This window comes from Cupriavidus sp. a3 (assembly GCF_051015765.1).
In the GTDB taxonomy this organism is placed as follows: domain Bacteria; phylum Pseudomonadota; class Gammaproteobacteria; order Burkholderiales; family Burkholderiaceae; genus Cupriavidus; species Cupriavidus oxalaticus_A.
Genome location: NZ_CP170643.1, coordinates 777,596 through 794,571, shown reverse-complemented (window position 1 = coordinate 794,571; position 16,976 = coordinate 777,596). Strand labels below are relative to the sequence as shown.

At 67.9% G+C, this 16,976-nt stretch carries 15 protein-coding genes and 1 tRNA gene; 6 read left to right on the top strand and 10 right to left on the bottom strand.

The annotated features are described in order from the left end of the window. Positions 1 to 5: 5 nt before the first annotated feature. Both ACAD63_RS03765 and ACAD63_RS03760 read right to left on the bottom strand, forming a co-directional pair. The gene (locus tag ACAD63_RS03765; RefSeq protein ID WP_133092188.1) at positions 6 to 1,688 is read right to left on the bottom strand and encodes a nitrite/sulfite reductase; all 1,683 of its coding nucleotides are present in this window, start codon (positions 1,686 to 1,688) and stop codon (positions 6 to 8) included. Between the two features lie 28 nt (positions 1,689 to 1,716). Further along, complete coding sequence (locus tag ACAD63_RS03760) at positions 1,717 to 2,490, bottom strand: sulfite exporter TauE/SafE family protein (protein WP_133092189.1); 774 nt, start codon at positions 2,488 to 2,490, stop codon at positions 1,717 to 1,719. 165 nt (positions 2,491 to 2,655) lie between these two features. Between ACAD63_RS03760 and ACAD63_RS03755 the strand changes: the two genes are divergently transcribed. The 4 genes from ACAD63_RS03755 (at position 2,656) to ACAD63_RS03740 (ending at position 7,037) form a co-directional block, all read left to right on the top strand. After that, positions 2,656 to 3,597: a CysB family HTH-type transcriptional regulator gene (locus ACAD63_RS03755; protein WP_135705854.1), complete on the top strand. Its 942-nt coding sequence runs from the start codon at positions 2,656 to 2,658 to the stop codon at positions 3,595 to 3,597. Between the two features lie 111 nt (positions 3,598 to 3,708). Continuing rightward, the gene (locus ACAD63_RS03750) at positions 3,709 to 4,872 is read left to right on the top strand and encodes a methyltransferase (protein ID WP_135705856.1); all 1,164 of its coding nucleotides are present in this window, start codon (positions 3,709 to 3,711) and stop codon (positions 4,870 to 4,872) included. A gap of 65 nt (positions 4,873 to 4,937) precedes the next feature. Continuing rightward, entirely contained in the window at positions 4,938 to 6,107 is a 1,170-nt protein-coding gene (locus ACAD63_RS03745; RefSeq protein ID WP_133092192.1) for an ABC transporter substrate-binding protein, read from the top strand. A 45-nt stretch (positions 6,108 to 6,152) separates the two neighbouring features. Further along, entirely contained in the window at positions 6,153 to 7,037 is an 885-nt protein-coding gene (locus tag ACAD63_RS03740) for an NAD(P)-dependent oxidoreductase (RefSeq protein WP_434033432.1), read from the top strand. A 31-nt stretch (positions 7,038 to 7,068) separates the two neighbouring features. Here the strand turns inward: ACAD63_RS03740 and ACAD63_RS03735 are convergent, their stop codons facing one another. Beyond that, on the bottom strand, positions 7,069 to 7,995 hold the full coding sequence (locus tag ACAD63_RS03735; protein ID WP_434033431.1) for an alpha/beta hydrolase: 927 nt from the start codon (positions 7,993 to 7,995) through the stop codon (positions 7,069 to 7,071). A gap of 197 nt (positions 7,996 to 8,192) precedes the next feature. Between ACAD63_RS03735 and ACAD63_RS03730 the strand changes: the two genes are divergently transcribed. Beyond that, positions 8,193 to 8,277, top strand: a tRNA-Leu gene (locus tag ACAD63_RS03730). Positions 8,278 to 8,332: 55 nt separating this feature from the next. Here ACAD63_RS03730 and ACAD63_RS03725 read toward each other — a convergent pair. Then, positions 8,333 to 8,521 carry a BrnA antitoxin family protein gene (locus tag ACAD63_RS03725; protein WP_434033430.1) on the bottom strand — a complete coding sequence of 63 codons (189 nt, stop codon included), beginning with the start codon at positions 8,519 to 8,521 and terminating at the stop codon, positions 8,333 to 8,335. A 169-nt stretch (positions 8,522 to 8,690) separates the two neighbouring features. Here ACAD63_RS03725 and ACAD63_RS03720 point away from each other — a divergent pair, with 169 nt between their 5' ends. Further along, positions 8,691 to 9,434: a M48 family metallopeptidase gene (locus tag ACAD63_RS03720; protein WP_133092196.1), complete on the top strand. Its 744-nt coding sequence runs from the start codon at positions 8,691 to 8,693 to the stop codon at positions 9,432 to 9,434. Positions 9,435 to 9,465: 31 nt separating this feature from the next. Here the strand turns inward: ACAD63_RS03720 and hutG are convergent, their stop codons facing one another. Genes hutG through hutH form a run of 6 tightly spaced genes read right to left on the bottom strand, consistent with a single transcriptional unit; the run spans position 9,466 to position 16,914 of the window. Then, a complete protein-coding gene (hutG, locus tag ACAD63_RS03715) occupies positions 9,466 to 10,281 on the bottom strand; it encodes an N-formylglutamate deformylase (RefSeq protein WP_133092197.1) in 816 nt (271 codons plus the stop codon). 53 nt (positions 10,282 to 10,334) lie between these two features. Beyond that, positions 10,335 to 11,741, bottom strand: a complete 1,407-nt coding sequence (locus ACAD63_RS03710; RefSeq protein WP_135705859.1) for a formimidoylglutamate deiminase — start codon at positions 11,739 to 11,741, stop codon at positions 10,335 to 10,337. Next, positions 11,738 to 13,012: an imidazolonepropionase gene (gene hutI / locus ACAD63_RS03705; RefSeq protein WP_434033429.1), complete on the bottom strand. Its 1,275-nt coding sequence runs from the start codon at positions 13,010 to 13,012 to the stop codon at positions 11,738 to 11,740. Before hutI ends, ACAD63_RS03710 begins: the two co-directional genes overlap by 4 nt. Then, positions 13,009 to 13,602 (bottom strand): HutD/Ves family protein, encoded by a 594-nt coding sequence (locus tag ACAD63_RS03700; protein WP_135705861.1) that lies wholly within the window; start codon positions 13,600 to 13,602, stop codon positions 13,009 to 13,011. The genes hutI and ACAD63_RS03700 overlap by 4 nt, the downstream gene beginning before the upstream one ends. After that, positions 13,599 to 15,299 carry a urocanate hydratase gene (hutU, locus tag ACAD63_RS03695; protein ID WP_133092201.1) on the bottom strand — a complete coding sequence of 567 codons (1,701 nt, stop codon included), beginning with the start codon at positions 15,297 to 15,299 and terminating at the stop codon, positions 13,599 to 13,601. Before hutU ends, ACAD63_RS03700 begins: the two co-directional genes overlap by 4 nt. A 40-nt stretch (positions 15,300 to 15,339) precedes the next feature. After that, positions 15,340 to 16,914, bottom strand: coding sequence for a histidine ammonia-lyase (hutH, locus tag ACAD63_RS03690; RefSeq protein ID WP_133092202.1), 1,575 nt, complete (start codon positions 16,912 to 16,914; stop codon positions 15,340 to 15,342). Positions 16,915 to 16,976 lie beyond the last annotated feature (62 nt).

Genomic DNA, 16,976 nt, shown 5'->3' with positions numbered 1-16,976 from the left:
GGTCCTCAGGCTTCGGCGCGCTCGCGCGGCTGCTTGTCGGCATAGACGCGCTCCTTGAACGGGGCGATGCCGATGCGGGACAGGGTTTCGATAAAGCGTTCGTCTTCGATGCGGTTGGCCACGAAGGTGTCGATGATGCGGGTCACGACCTCGGGCATTTCCTCGGCGCTGAACGACGGGCCGATCACCTTGCCCAGCGCGGTCTGGTTGCCCTGCGCGCCGCCCAGCGTGACCTGGTACCACTCCGAACCGTCCTTGTCGACGCCCAGCACGCCGATGTTGCCGACGTGGTGGTGGCCGCAGGCGTTGATGCAGCCCGAGATGTTCAGCGAGATCTCGCCCAGGTCGTAGACGTAGTCGAGGTCATCGAAACGGTCCTGGATCGCCTGCGCGATGGGGATCGACTTGGCGTTGGCCAGCGAGCAGAAGTCGCCGCCCGGGCAGGCAATGATGTCGGTCAGCAGGCCGATGTTCGGGGTGGCCAGGCCAGCCTTCTTCGCCAGTTGCCACAGTGCGTACAGGTCCTGCTTCTTCACGTCCGGCAGCACCAGGTTCTGCTCGTGCGCCACGCGCAGCTCGCCGAAGCCGAACTGGTCGGCGAAGTCCGCCACGGCTTCCATCTGCGCGTCGGTGGCATCTCCCGGGGGCGAGGCCAGGCCCGGCTTGGTCGACAGCGTCACCGCGGCGTAGCCCGGCACCTTGTGGCCGTGCACGCTGCGGCTGACCCAGCGCGCGAACGCCTTGTCTTCCAGCAGGTGGTTTTCGTACGAGGCGTCGGTGTCGGCCAGCTTTTCATACGCGGGCGGCGTGAAGTACTGGGCCACGCGGTCGAACTCGACCTGCGTCAGCGTGGCCGGGCCGTCCTTGCTGTGCTGCCATTCTTCCTCGACTTCCTGCGCGAACTTCTCCACGCCGATGGCCTTCACCAGGATCTTGATGCGGGCCTTGTACTTGTTGTCGCGGCGGCCATAGCGGTTGTACACGCGGATGGCCGACTCGACGTAGGTCAGCATGTGCTGCCACGGCAGGTCTTCCTTGATCACCGAGCCCAGGATCGGGGTGCGGCCCAGGCCGCCACCGGCCAGGATGCGCAGGCGCGTTTCGCCGTCGGCATTCTTGTAGGCGTAGATGCCGATGTCATGCATCTGCACCACGGCGCGGTCATCCTTCGAGGCCGAGATCGCGATCTTGAACTTGCGCGGCAGGAAGGCGAATTCCGGCTGGAACGTGCTCCACTGGCGCAGCAGTTCGGCCAGCACGCGCGGGTCCACCGACTCGTCCGGCGCAACGCCGGCGAAGTGGTCGGTAGTGATGTTGCGCACGCAGTTGCCCGAGGTCTGGATGCCGTGCATCTCGACGCTGGCCAGCTCGGCCAGCACGTCGGGCACGCGCTCCAGCTCCATCCAGTTGTACTGGATGTTCTGGCGGGTGGAGAAGTGGCCATAGCCGCGGTCGTATTCGCGCGCGATGTGGGCCAGCTTGCGCAGCTGCGTCGACGACAGCAGGCCGTACGGGATCGCCACGCGCAGCATGTAGGCATGGCGCTGCATGTACAGGCCGTTCTGCAGGCGCAGCGGCAGGAATTCTTCCTCGGTCAGCTCGTCCGACAGGCGGCGGCGCACCTGGTCACGGAACTGGGCGACGCGCTCGTTGACGATGCGCTGGTCGTATTGGTCGTACTGATACATGGCGGGGTCCGTTCAGTATTCGTTGAATTCAGGAAACGAGCTTGATGGCGACCAGCGTCAGCGTGGTCGCCAGGGCGGCACGCACCAGCCGTTCGGGCAGCGCCCGCGACAGTTGCGCGCCCAGCCAGATGCCGGGGATCGAACCCACCAGCAGCGCCAGCAGCAAATTCCAGTTGACGGTGCCGAGCCACACGTGGCCCAGCCCGGCCAGCGCCGTCAGCGGGACGGCGTAGGCGATATCGGTGCCGGCGACTTCGGCCGGCTTCATATGGGGATACAGCAGCAGGATCAGCGTGGCGCCAACCGCGCCGGCGCCGATCGACGACACCGTCACAAGCACGCCGATGACCGCGCCGACCACGATGGTGGCGATGACCTGGGTGCGGCCGTGCAGCTGGAAGCGCGGGTTGCGCTCGAGCCAGGCCAGCATCTGCTTGCGGAACAGCAGCGACAATACGGTCAGCAGCACCGACACGCCGATGGTCACGCGGATCGCGTGCAGCCACTGGGCGTTGAGCTCGCCGGCGCTCTTGAGCACCAGGATCGCCACGACCGCCGCCGGCAGGCTGCCGATGCACAGGCGCCGCACTACCTGCCACTGCACATGGCCGTGGGCACGGTGCGCGATAGTGCCGAAACCCTTGGTGATGGCCGCGAAGGCCAGGTCGGTGCCGACCGCGGTCGCCGGCGAAAAGCCGAACAGCAGCGTCAGCAGCGGCGTCATCAACGAGCCCCCACCCACGCCGGTCAGACCGACGAGGACGCCTACAAACAGACCGGAAACGGTATAGGCCAGCGACATGAGGGACTCGGTGGGCCCTGGCCCGTGAGGCTCGCATCACAATCCGGGGGCTGCGAGCGGACGCACTGAGGGCAGGACGTTCATTAACAAAGTTCGAGAATCGTAATAAACTGGCCTCATACCTCAAACTAATAAGAAGTTGTTTGTTTATACGACCCGAGTTATATGAACCTGCACCAGTTTCGCTTCGTGCGCGAGGCCGTCCGGCAGAACTACAACCTGACCGAAGCCGCTAAAGCGCTCTATACGTCACAACCCGGCGTGTCCAAGGCCATCATCGAGCTGGAAGAAGAGCTGGGTGTCGATATCTTCACGCGCCATGGCAAGCGCATCCGCAGCCTGACCGAGCCCGGGCGGCGGATCCTGACCTCGGTCGAGAAGATCCTGCAGGAGGTCGAGAGCCTGAAGCGGGTCGGCATGGACTATGCCGCGCAGGACCAGGGCAACTTCACCATTGCCACCACCCATACCCAGGCGCGCTACGCGCTGCCGCGGGTGATCGGCGAGTTCACCAAGCGCTACCCCAAGGTGCGGCTGTCGATCCAGCAGGGCAACCCGGCGCAGATCGCCGACATGCTGCTGCATGACCAGGCCGATATCGGGATCGCCACGGAAGGCATCACCGACGACAAGAACCTGGTGTCGCTGCCGGGTTACCAGTGGACACATATGGTGATTACGCCACCCGATCATCCGCTGCTGGACAAGAAGCACCTGGCGCTGGAAGACCTGATGGGCTACCCGCTGATCACCTACGATCCCAACTTTGCCGGCCGGCCCAAGATCGACAAGGCCTTCGAGCTGCGCCACCTGAAGCCGGACATCGTGCTCGAGGCGATCGACGCCGACGTGATCAAGACCTACGTGGAGATCGGCCTGGGCGTGGGCATCGTCGCCGGCGTGGCCTATGATGCCGAGCGCGACCGAAACCTGCGCGGGATTTCGGCCGGGCACCTGTTCGGCAGCAATGTGACGCACCTGGCGGTCAAGCAGGGGGCCTACCTGCGCAGCTTTGTCTACACCTTTATCGAGCTGTTCTCGCCGACGCTGAACCGCAAGCTGGTCGAACAGGCCATGTCGGGCGAGCACGAAGCCTACGAACTCTGAGCGCGGCAGCCCGCCGCCTCTCTCTATATAAGAAGCAGAACCCAATATGCATTCCCAATCCGTCACGCCGCGCCGGCCGGAGGCGCTGTGAGCAAACCCATGAGCGAACCCATGAGCGAAGCCACCAGCGAACTGCCCCGCATCCACTGGACCGAGGACGGCACCGAGCGCAGCGCCGCCTGGCGCTCCGAGGCCGGCAACCCGCCGCCGCGCCGCGTGGTGGTCGCCGACGACACCACCAGCGCCGACACCGCCTACCGGCTAGCCTGCGAGGGCACTGCCCTGCTGTGGCGCGGCGACTTCCAGAACGCGCGCCAGCTGCTCAACGCCATGGCGCGGCGCACCGAGCGCAAGCCCAAGAAGGCCAGCCGGCCAGGCCAGAAGGCCAAGGGCGCGCCCGGCTCCGCCACCGAGGCGTTCCACCTGCACCGGCTGGCGCAGTCGCAGCGCGCCCGCACGCTGGGCATGCTGCTGCTGCCGTTCGAGGCCGACCACAGCGTGCCGCTGCGCCGCGCGCCCGATGTCCGCGAAGCTTGCGAGCAGGTCTACGGTCCGGCGGGCGAGCCCTATGTGGCGTCGCTGCGAGAGCTGCTGGGCATGATCGGCGCCTATGAATGGCGCAGGAAAGGCGTGGAAATCCCGGCGCTGGAAGACCGCATCCATCCCTGGTACGGCGTGTTCTCGCCGGTGCGAGGCGAGTATGTCGACCTGGTCGCCGCCGAGCCGCTGCCGTCGAAAACGCTGGCCTTCGACATCGGCACCGGCACCGGCGTGCTGGCCGCGGTGCTGGCCCGGCGCGGCGTGCAGCGCATCGTCGCCACCGACCAGGACCCGCGTGCGCTGGCCTGCGCACGCGAGAACATCGGCCAGCTCGGCTATGCCGGCGCCGTCGAGATCGTGCAGGCCGACCTGTTCCCGGAAGGCCGTGCGCCGCTGGTGGTGTGCAACCCGCCGTGGGTGCCGGCCCGGCCCAGCTCGCCGGTCGAGCGCGCCGTCTACGATCCGGACAGCGCCATGCTGCACGGCTTCCTCGATGGGCTGGCCGCCCACCTGGAACCCGGCGGCGAAGGCTGGCTCTTGCTATCCGACCTGGCGGAGCACCTGGGCCTGCGCCCGCGCGAGCAGCTCGAAGGCTGGATCGAGGCCGCCGGGCTGAAGGTGCTGGGCCGCTCCGATATCCGCCCGCGTCATCCGCGCGCCGCGGACCCCAGCGATCCGCTGCATGCGGCGCGCTCGGCCGAGGTGACTTCGCTGTGGCGCCTGGGCGTGCGCTGACGCGCGTGCCCTTGCAGGCGGAGTTCGGCTATCCTTCCCGTCACAAATAAGACTGGAGGAGACAAATGCCGAAGTTGCCCCGCCTGCTGCCCGCCATCGTACTTTCCACCCTGCTTGGCGCCAGCGCCGCCGCGCTGGCCGATATCCGCGTCGGCATCGACGTGTCCACCACCGGGCCGGCGGCCTCGATCGGCATCCCCTCCAAGAACACCGTGCTGATGTGGCCGCAGACGCTGGGCGGCCAGAAGGCGCACTACGTGATCCTGGACGACGGCTCCGACCCGGCCGCGGCGGTGCGCAATGTGCGCAAGCTGATTTCCGAGGAAAAGGTCGACGTGATCGTCGGCCCCAATATCACGCCGACTGCGCTGGCCGCGCTCGACGCCGTGTCCGAGGGCGAGACGCCGATGGTGGCGCTGGCCGCGTCGGCGTCGATCGTCGAGCCGCAGACCGACGCCAAGCGCCGCTGGGCCTTCAAGATGCCGCAGAACGACTCGCACATGGCGACCGTGCTGACGGAGTACATGAGCAACCACGGCATCAGGACGGTCGGCTTCATCGGCTTTGCCGACGCCTATGGCGAAAGCTGGTGGCGCGAGTTCTCCAGGCTGGCCGAAGTGCGCAAGATCAAGGTCGTCGCCAACGAGCGCTTCTCGCGCAACGATACTTCGGTGACCGGCCAGGTGCTCAAGCTGATGGCGGCAAACCCCGACGCCGTGCTGATCGCCGGCGCCGGCACGCCCTCGGTGCTGCCGCAGAAGACGCTGGGCGAGCGCGGCTACAAGGGCAAGGTCTACCAGACCCACGGCATCGCCACCTGGGAATTCCTGCGCATGGGCGGCAAGGACGTGGAAGGCACGCTGTTCCCGACCGGCCCGGTCGTGGTCGCGCGCCAGCTGCCCGAGAACCACCCCGTGCGCAAGGTCGCGCTGGACTTCGTCAACCGCTACGAGGGCAAGTACGGCGCCGACAGCGTGACGCAGTTTGCCGGCGACGCCTGGGGCGCGTGGCTGCTGCTGGACGATGCCGCGCGCCGCGCGCTCAAGACCGGCGCCCAGCCCGGCACGCGCGAATTCCGCGCCGCCATGCGCGACGCGCTCGAATCCACCACCAATCTCACCATCCCCAACGGCGTGCTGAACCTGAACGCGAAGGACCACCAGGGCTTCGACCAGCGTTCGCGCGTGATGGGGGTGATCCGCAACGGCAAGTTCGCCTATGCGGGCGACAAGTAGCCCAGCGCCCGCCGAACCCGGCCTTCTGAAAGGAAGCATCGCATCATGACCACCACTTCCACTCCTTCCGTCACCGTTGCCTTCATCGGCCTGGGCGCCATGGGCTCGCACATGGTCCGCCACCTGCTGGCCGCCGGCCACACCGTGCGCGCCTTCGTGCGCCGCCCCGAGGCCGCCGAAGCGGCGCGCGCCATGGGTGCGGAGCCGTTCTTCACGCCCGCCGAGGCCGCGCGCGGCGCCAGCGTCGTCTTCACCAACGTGACCTCGTCCGAAGACGTGCGCGAAGTGCTGCTGGGCGAGCAAGGCGTGATCCACGGCGCGGCCCCCGGCACGGTATGCGTCGACCACAGCACCATCTCGCCGGTGGTCACGCGCGAGATCGCCGCGGCACTGGCCGAGCGCGGCCTCGAGGCGCTCGACTGCCCGGTCTCCGGCGGCACCATGGCCGCCGCGTCCGGCAAGCTGACCATCATGGTCGGCGGCAAGCTCGACGTTCTGGAACGCGTGCTGCCGCTGCTGGAGCTGCTGGGCACGACCATCACGCATATCGGCGACAACGGCGCCGGCCAGGTCGCCAAGCTGTGCAACCAGATCGCGCAGGTGGTCAATATCGAAGGCATCGCCGAAGCCATGCGCTTTGCCTCGGCGCAGAACGTCGATACCGGCCGCGTGCTGCAGGCCATGTCGACGGGCATGGCGGGCAGCCGCATGCTCGACCTGATGGGGCCCAAGATGGTGTCGCGCAATTTCACCGCCGGCATCGAGGCGCGGCTGCACGACAAGGACTTCGGGCTGGCGCGCGCTATCGCCGAGGAAATCGGCCTGGACCTGCCGGCGATGCAGGCCACCTCGGCGCAGCTGCGCACGCTGATGGCCAACGGCTGGGGCAAGGACGATACCTCGTCGCTGCTGCGCGTGCTGGAGGGCTGAGGGCCGCTCAGGTGCCTGCTCAGGTGCCTGCTCAGGTGCCTGTCAGGCGCAGGACGGCGCGTACCAGCGCGCTGTCGGCATCATTGAAGCCGTCGAGCACATTGAAGTGATGGCAGCCCGGCAGCACGAGATCGCTCGCTGCCGGACTGCCGACATTGGCGGGCCACGCCGCCCGCATCAGCGCATGCTGGCGGTGGTATTCGGCCGCTTCCAGCTCGCCCACGGCGAGCGCCAGCGGCGCGGCGGTGGCTGGCGCCATGTACGCCGGCGACAACCGCGTCACATCGTCTTCCGATAGCCGCAGGTCGCATTGCAGGAACGCGGCGCGGCGCAGCGGCTCCATGTCGTACAGCCCGCTGACCGAGAGCCCGCCCCGGACCAGGTCCGCGGGCAGGTCTGGCGCCAATTGCGGCCAGCGTGCCGCCATCAGCATCGCCACCAGGTGGCCGCCGACGGAATGCCCGGCGGCGAACAGCCGTTGCGGGTCATGTCCCAGCACGCCGGATTGCCGGTACAGCCACGCCACGCTGCGCAGCACCTGCCGCACGATGTCGGGCACCGTCACCGACGGCACCAGCGAATAATTGACCACGGCCACCGACACGCCGAGCGCCGGCAGCACGCTGGCGACGAAACTGTGGTCGCGCTTGTCGAGCGCGCGGTAGTAGCCGCCGTGGACGAACACCAGCAGCGGCGGCGCCGCGCCGTCATCCGCTGGCGCCGTCGCCGGGAAATAGTCCAGCGTCTGATCCTGCGGATGCCGCGAGCCTGCATCGGCATAGCTCAGGTCCGCGATAAAGCCACCGCGCTCGCGCACCCGCGCCGACCATTCACCCCAGCGCGCCATATGCGCCGGGTTGTCCGGCACATTGGCTCGGTTGTTGTATTCGCGGTCGTAGAAGACGGGGTCCTGCGAGGGCAGGCTGGCGAGGCTCGCCAGCGAGGCTTGGTCGGTCATGGCGGTCGGTGGGTGCGGGGTCGGGACTGGTTTGGCGCGGCGTCGGTGATGCACGCGGTGACGGCGATGCTAACCGCAATCGCCATGCACAAGTTATCGGGGCCATTACCATCGCCACGGCGGCCGGTTGTCGGCCGGGGGGAATTGCGGCATAATCGCCGGCTCAGCCCGGCATCGGTTCCGATGCCGTCACACCTGCCCGGGTGGTGAAACAGGTAGACGCAGGGGACTCAAAATCCCCCGCCGCAAGGCGTGTCGGTTCGAGTCCGACCCCGGGCACCACATTTCCCTCCAAAGCAATCAGTCGTCCACATGATGGGCGGCCCGGGGCTCATGCTCAAACCTCGATTTCGTCGAGCTTGTGCATTTTCAGCCAATCGCGAACCAATACGTTGAGCCGTGTTTGCCAACGTGGCCCGCTCGCCTTCAGGGCTTCCAGGACATCGTCATCGAGTCGCACCGTGGTGGCTGTCTTCGTGGTACCGCGCGGACGGCCGCGCCCTCGCTTGACGAGCTTGTCAGACAACAGTGTTTTTGTACGTACGAAATTAGCTCTGCATCACCAGCCAATCACGTCACTTATACCCGCGACTCCTTTCGGCTAAAGCCTTGAAAGGTGTCGGACAGCGCCCACTGGTGCCCCTGCGCCTGGCTTCCTATCCTATGGCATTGCCATCCCGTCAACAGGAGCCACCATGAACCGACCGACCCTACCCGCCCTCGCCTGCGCCGCCCTGCTCGCCGGCTGCGCCGGCGCAAATGTGGAAAACCTGACCCAGGCAGGCGGCAGCCTGTTCACCGCCGCCACGCTGTCGGACACCAACGTCAAGACGCTGTCCGACCAGTCGTGCGCGGAAATGGACCAGAAGAACACCATTGCCCCGCCCGACAGCACCTACGCCAGGCGGCTCGCGAATGTGATGAACGGGCTTGGCAATACCGGGCTGCCGCTCAATGCCAAGGTCTACGTGACCAAGGACATCAACGCATGGGCCATGGCCAATGGATGCGTGCGCGTGTACAGCGGGCTGATGGACTTCCTCAGCGACGACGAGGTGCGCGGCGTGGTCGGACACGAGATCGGCCATGTGGCGCTGGGCCATACCAAGGCGGCGATGCAGGTGGCCTACTCCACCGCCGCTGCGCGCGGCCTGCTGGGATCTACCGGCATTGCTTCGCTGACCGCGCTGTCGTCCTCACAGATCGGGGATCTGGCGGAGACGTTCGTCAATGCACAGTTCTCGCAGCGCCAGGAAACCGCTGCGGACGACTACTCCTTCAACTTGCTGACCAAGAACGGCGCCAACCGGCAGGCGCTGGCGTCGGCGTTCCGCAAGATGTCGCAGCTTGACGGCGGGAAGTCGAGCATGCTCAGCACGCACCCCGGCTCGCTGGAGCGCGCCAAGCATATCGAAGATCGCCTGGCTGGCGGGCGCTGAGCGCGCTGCCTGACGCGCCCCGCCTGGCGCCTTACCGCGATTCGACGAACGCGAGCACCGTGGCCAGCATGCCTTGCAGCGCCGGCTGCAGCGCCGCCGACCGCGCCTCATCGTAGGCGAACGGGTATGTCTCGCTCATATACGCACACTGCGACAGCTCGAGCTGCACCGCGTGCACGCCATCCTGCGGCTTGCCGTACTGGCGCGTGATATAGCCGCCCTTGAAGCGGCCGTTGAGCACCGCGGTATGGCCGGGCACCGCGCTCGCCAGCTCGAGCAGCTGGTTCGCGAGCCCCGCGTCGCAGCTCTCGCCATTGGCCGTGCCGAGGTTGAAATCCGGCAGCTTGCCTTCGAAGAAGCGCGGCAGCAACGAGCGGATCGAATGCGCGTCCCACAGGGCGACGGTGCCGTGCTCGGCCTTCAGGCGCGCCAGTTCCGCCGCCAGCGCTTCATGGTATGGGCGCCAGATCGCGTCGCGGCGTGCGGCGATTTCCGCATCGTCGGGGCCGTTGCTGCCATCGGCATAAAGCGCCGTCTTGTCAAAGGTGTCGACCGGGCACAGGCCGGTGGTGTCCTGGCCGGGATACAAGTTGGCATTGTCGGGCGGGCGGTTCAGGTCGACCACATAGCGCGAATGCGTGGCGACCAGCACCGAGGCGCCCAGCTCGCGGGCAAAGCCGTAGAGCCGTTCCAGGTGCCAGTCGGTATCGGGCACGGTGCGCGCCTCGGCGGTAAGGCGCTGAGAGACCGAAGCCGGCAGGTGCGTGCCGACGTGCGGCATCGATACCAGCAGCGGGCGCGTGCCGCGATGCAGGGTGAAGGCGGGGGTATCGGTGGAGAAGGACATGTTCTTTGCAATGCGTTGGGCGGTGCCCGTATTTGTCGCGTACTTGTCGCGTATCAGTCGGCCAGCAGGCTGGCGCGGGCGGCGATGAACTGCCGGGCCGCTTCGGACTGCAGCGCATGCGCGCCATGCTGCACGCGGCTGCGGCCGGCGGTGCGGACCTCCGCTAGTGTCTCATGACCGTGGTTCGCAAACACGTGGGTGGCCAGCGCCTGGGCGCCGTCGAGGCCGGTCAGCGTCGGGTGCGCACCGTCCAGCACCACGAAGTCCGCCTGCTGGCCAGGCGCCAGCCCGGCCACGCCGCGGCCACTGGCGCGTGCGCCGCCCGCCACGGCTTCCAGATAGAGGCGGTCGGCCACCTGCAGGTGGGTATCCGAGGCCAGCACGTTGCGCTGCTGCAGGCCCAGCCGCTGGCCGTATTCGAACAGGCGCAGTTCCTCGGCCACGCTGACGCTGGCATGGCTGTCCGAGCCGATACCCCACGCGCCGTGCTGCGCGAGGTAAGGCGCCGCCTCGAACACGCCATCGCCGAGGTTCGCTTCGGTGGTCGCGCAGATGCCGGCCACGGCGCCGCTATGCGCGAGGCGCCGGCGCTCGTCCCAGTCCATGTGCGTGGCGTGCACCAGGCACCAGCGCGCGTCGACGTCGACATGATCGAACAGCCATGTCACCGGGCGCGTGCCGGACCACGCGATGCAGTCGTCGACTTCGCGCTGCTGCTCGGCGATATGGATATGGACCGGCGCCTGCGCGTCGATCGCCTTCAGCCCCGCCAGCGCATGCAGCAGGCTGTCTTCGGGCACAGCGCGCAGCGAATGCGGCGCCAGGCCGAGACGCGCGCCGGCCTGCGCGCACACGGGCGACAGCCGCTCCAGCAGGCGCAGCATGGCGTCGGTGTTGTGCAGGAAGCGGCGCTGTTCGGCGAGCGGCGGCTTGCCGCCGAAGCCGGCGGTCTGGTACAGCACCGGCAGCAGCGTCATGCCGATGCCGGTGCGCTGCGCCGCGCGCAGCAGCCGCAGCGACATCTCGGCGGCATCGGCGTAGGGCTTGCCGTCGGCGTCGTGGTGGACGTAGTGGAACTCGCACACGCTGGTATAGCCTGCGCGCAGCATCTCGATGTAGAGCTGGGTGGCGATGGCTTCCAGCGTGTCGGGCGAGATCCGCTGCGCGAAGCGGTACATCAGCGTGCGCCAGCTCCAGAACGAATCGGCGCCGGCGGGATTGTCGCCCTGCGGGCGGCTGCGGTATTCGGTCAGGCCGGCAAAGCCACGCTGGAATGCGTGCGAATGCAGGTTGGGCATGCCCGGCAGCACCGGGCCCGCGGCGCGCGGCACGCCGGCATTTGCGGCGGCACCGGCCTGCACGGTGGTCAGGCGGCCCTGCTCGTCCCAGGCGAGCAGCACATCGCGCGCCCAGCCTTCGGGCAGCAGGGCCCAGTCTGCGAACAGCTGCGATGCGCTCATGGCTGTGCCTCCGCTTGCGCCGGATATACGCGCCCTTGCCGCACGACCGTCAAGGCGGGATTGCGGCCGAACCAGTACGCCAGCTCCGCCGGCGAATCGACGCGCCATAGCACGAAGTCGGCCTCTCGCCCCGCTTCCAGCTTGCCATGGCGATCCGATGCGCCCAGCGCGCGCGCCGCATGCAGCGTCACGCCGGCCAACGCTTCGGGCACCGTCAGGCGGAACAGCGTGCAGGCCATATTCATCATCAGCAGCAGCGACGTCACCGGCGACGTGCCGGGATTGTGGTCGGTAGAGATCGCCATCGGCACGCCGTACTGGCGCAGCAGCGTGATCGGCGGCAGGTTGGTGTCGCGCAGGAAATAGTAGGCGCCGGGCAGCAGCACCGCGACCGTGCCGGCTTCCGCCATCGCGGCGACGCCGGCCTCGTCGAGATGCTCGAGATGGTCCGCCGACAGTGCGCGATGGCGTGCGGCCAGCGCCGCGCCGCCGAGATTGCTGAGCTGCTCGGCGTGCAGCTTGACGCGCAGGCCGTGGCGCGCAGCGGCATCGAAAACGCGTTCGGTCTGCGCGATCGAGAAGCCGATCGATTCGCAGAAGGCATCGACGGCGTCGACCAGCCCTTCTTCGGCCAGCGCCGGCAGCATGCTGCCGCACACCAGGTCGATGTAGTCGTCGGCGCGCCCCGCGTACTCGGGCGGCAGCGCGTGCGCGCCGAGGAAGGTGGTGCGCACCGCGACGCCGAACTGCTCGCCCAGGCGACGCGCCACGCGCAGCTGCTTGCGCTCGGCTTCCAGGCTGAGGCCATAGCCGGACTTGATCTCGATGGCGGTCACGCCTTCGGCGAGCAGCGGTTGCAGGCGCGCGGCGGCCTGCGCGAACAGCGTGTCTTCGTCGGCGTCGCGGGTGGCGCGCACGGTCGAGACGATGCCGCCGCCGGCGCGCGCGATTTCTTCATAGCCGGCACCGGCGAGCCGCATCGCGAACTCGTCGGCGCGCTGGCCGCCGTAGACCAGGTGCGTGTGGCAATCGACCAGTCCCGGCGTGATCCACGCGCCGTTGGCGTCGTGGCGCGGCAGGTCGCGGTAGGACTGCGGCAATTCTGCCGCGGCGCCAAGCCAGGCAATGCGGCCTTGCTCGACCACGAGCGCGGCATCGCGGATGGCGCGCGCCGGGTCGGCGTCGGGCAACAGGTGGCAGTTGTGCCAGACACCGTCGGCGCTGGCAGCATTGGCTGCACTGGCGGTGCCAGGTACGGAAGGCAGCGTCATTGATCGGACTCCATTTCCAGCGTGACACACAGGCACAGCGCGTCGCCGGCGCCTGGCGCGAAGGCTTGCCGGCCAGCGGGTTCGCCGGCGGGATACAGCACGCCCTGCCCCGCGTCCAGCGCTACGGCCGGCTGCGCGTCCTGCGCCAGCCAGGTGCCGGACACGGCAAGCAGGCAAACGGTATCGGCGCCGGTGCTGATGGCAAACCCCTGGCGGAAGGCGTCGACGCGCGCGCGGCAGCGGCCACGCCGCGTCATCACGTTGAAGTCGCGCGTGGGGCCGTCGAGCAATGCCGACTGCAGGCCGGTGTCGCCAGAGAAGGCAAACGGTGCGCCGGGCTGGACCAGCCGATGGCTGAAGCTGCCGTCGTCGGCGCGCAGCACAACACCGGCACCGTCGAGCAGCACGATCTGGCGGTCGATGCCGGGAAAGGCGGAGAACGGGCCGTCGGCTTCGATATCGGCCACGCTCAGGCGCCAAACGAAGTCATCCATGCCGGCACCCGGCGGCCACACCGCGATCTCGCGCGTGTTGCCGCCGCCATTCTTCCAGCGCGTCGGGTCGATGGCCGCGAGCGTGAACGTCCTCATACGCCCTTCACCATCGGCAGGTTCAGGCCCTTTTCCTGCGCGCATGCGATGGCGATGTCGTATCCCGCATCGGCATGGCGCATCACGCCGGTGGCCGGGTCGTTCCACAGTACGCGCTCGATGCGTTTGGCTGCTGCATCGGTGCCATCGCAGACGATCACCACGCCGGAGTGTTGCGAGAAACCCATGCCCACGCCACCTCCATGGTGCAGGCTGACCCAGGTGGCGCCGCCGGCGGTATTGAGCAGCGCGTTCAGCAGCGGCCAGTCGGACACGGCGTCGGAACCGTCGCGCATCGCTTCGGTCTCGCGGTTGGGCGACGCCACCGAGCCGCAGTCCAGATGGTCGCGGCCGATCACCACCGGCGCCTTCAGCTCGCCGGACTTCACCATCTCGTTGAAGGCCAGGCCGGCGCGGTGGCGCTCGTCCAGGCCAACCCAGCAGATACGCGCCGGCAGGCCCTGGAAGGCGATGCGGTCGTGCGCCATGTCGAGCCAGCGGTGCAGGTGCTTGTCCTCGGGGAACAGCTCCTTCATCTTGGCGTCGGTCTTGTAGATATCCTCGGGATCGCCCGACAGCGCGACCCAGCGGAACGGGCCCTTGCCGCGGCAGAACAGCGGGCGGATATAGGCCGGCACGAAGCCCGGGAAATCGAAGGCATTGTGCACGCCCTCATCGAACGCCACCTGGCGGATGTTGTTGCCGTAGTCGACCGTCGGCACGCCCATCTTCTGGAAGTCGAGCATGGCCTGCACGTGCTTGACAATCGACGGGCGCGCGGCGGCTTCCACCGACTTGGGATCGCGCTTGCGTGCGTCTTCCCACTGCTCGACCGTCCAGCCTTGCGGCAGGTAGCCGTTGACCAGGTCGTGCGCCGAGGTCTGGTCGGTAACGATATGCGGACGCATGCCGCCGGCCTGCGCGCGCTTGGCGAGCTCCGGCACGATGTCGGCGGCATTGCCAAGCAGGCCGACCGAGATGGCTTCTTTCTTTGCCGTGGCCTCGGCGATCATCGCCAGCGCCTCGTCCAGCGTGGTGGCCTTCTTGTCGAGGTAGCGCGTGCGGATGCGGAAGTCGATGCGCGATTCCTGGCACTCGATCGCCAGCACGCAGGCACCCGCCAGCACGCCGGCCAGCGGCTGCGCGCCGCCCATGCCGCCCAGGCCCGCGGTCAGGATCCACTTGCCCGACAGGTCGCCGTCGTAGTGCTGGCGGCCGGCTTCGACAAAGGTCTCATACGTGCCCTGCACGATGCCCTGCGTGCCGATGTAGATCCACGAGCCCGCGGTCATCTGGCCATACATCATCAGGCCGGCGCGGTCCAGTTCATTGAACTTGTCCCAGGTGGCCCAGTGCGGCACCAGGTTGGAGTTGGCGATCAGCACGCGCGGCGCGTCGGGGTGCGTGCGGAACACGCCGACCGGCTTGCCCGACTGCACCAGCAGCGATTCGTCCTCGCCCAGGCGGCGCAGGCTGTCGAGGATGGCGTCAAAGCATTCCCAGTTGCGCGCGGCCTTGCCGATGCCGCCGTACACCACCAGGTCCTGCGGGCGCTCGGCCACGTCGGGGTCCAGGTTGTTCTGGATCATGCGGTAGGCAGCTTCGATCAGCCAGTTCTTGCAGTGCAGCTGGGTGCCATGCGGGGCGCGGATTTCGCGCTGGCCGCGCTGGATGAATTGGCTTTCGTTGGCGTTCATGTGCTTGTTCTCCTTCGTTGGCGCTTGTGACGCGCTCCAATCAACCAGCGTTGGTCGGCAAGATTTCCCGAACCGCCTGCGGCCACCCCGCCCCCGCATCCCCCTGCACCACCCACTGCTTCATCGCTTCGATATCCGGCGCCAGGTAGCGGTCGCCTTCCACAAAATCCACCCGCGCACGGATACGTGCCAGTTCCTGCTCCACCAGCGGCGATGACTTCAACGGGCGGTGGAACTCGATACCCTGCGCCGCTGCCATCGCCTCGATGCCGACCACTACCGCGGTGTTGGCCGCCATGTCGCCCAGCCGGCGCGCGCCGTAGGTGGCCATCGACACATGGTCCTCCTGGTTGGCCGAGGTCGGCAGGCTGTCCACGCTGGACGGATGCGCCAGCGACTTGTTCTCCGAGGCCAGCGCGGCCGCGGTCACCTGCGCGATCATGAAGCCCGAGTTCAGGCCGCCGTCGCGCACCAGGAACGGCGGCAGGCCCGACAGGCCGGTATCGAGCAGCAGCGCCAGCCGGCGCTCGGAAATCGCACCGATCTCGGCGATCGCCAGCGCAATGATGTCGGCGGCAAAGGCCACCGGCTCGGCGTGGAAGTTGCCGCCGGAGACCACGTCGCCCTGCTCGGAAAACACCAGCGGGTTGTCCGACGCGGCATTGGCCTCGATCTGCAGGATGCGCGCGGCGTGCTGCAGGTTGTCCAGGCAAGCGCCCATCACCTGCGGCTGGCAACGGATCGAATACGGGTCCTGCACGCGGCCGCAGGTTTTGTGCGAATCGACGATCTCGCTGCCATCCAGCATCGCGCGCACGGCGCCGGCCACGGCGATCTGGCCGGCCTGGCCGCGGGCTTCATGGATGCGGGCGTCGAACGGCTTGACCGAGCCCTTGATCGCTTCCAGCGACAGGGCGCCCGCCACCAGGCCGGCGGCAAAGGTGTCTTCGGCGGCAAACAAGCCGGCCAGTGCCAGCGCGGTCGACACCTGCGTGCCGTTGAGCAGCGCCAGGCCTTCCTTCGGGCCCAGCTCGAACGCCTTCAGGCCGGCACGGGCCAGGCCCTCGGCTGCCGGCACGCGCTTGCCGTCGACCAGCACGTCGCCCACGCCGATCAGCGTGCACGACATATGCGCCAGCGGCGCCAGGTCGCCCGAGGCACCGACCGAACCCTTGGCCGGGATGCACGGCGTCACGCCGTGGTTGACCAGCGCCAGCAATGCCTCGATCAATTCCGGACGCACGCCGGAATGGCCGCGCGCCAGGCTGACCGCCTTGGTGGCCAGGATCAGGCGCACCGTATCCTCGGCCAGGTCCGGGCCGGTGCCGACGCTGTGCGACAGCACCAGGTTGCGCTGCAGCTGCGCCAGCTTGTCGTTGGGGATACGGGTCTGCGCCAGCTTGCCGAAGCCGGTATTGATGCCGTAGACCACGGCGTCGGCGTCGATGATGTCCTGCACGGTGGCCTGCGCGGCGCGCACGCCGGGCCAGGCGGAATCGGCCATGGCCACGCGCACTTCGCCGCGGTAGATGCGGCGCAGGTCGGCCAGGGTGACTTGGCCCGGCTGCAAGGTCAGCAGCGGGCGGGAGGCTTGGTCGTGTTGGCTCGCAGTCATTTGTATGTTCCTGTCTATACAGCTTAGGATAAAAATTGAAGCAATGGCTGACCCTCGCGCGG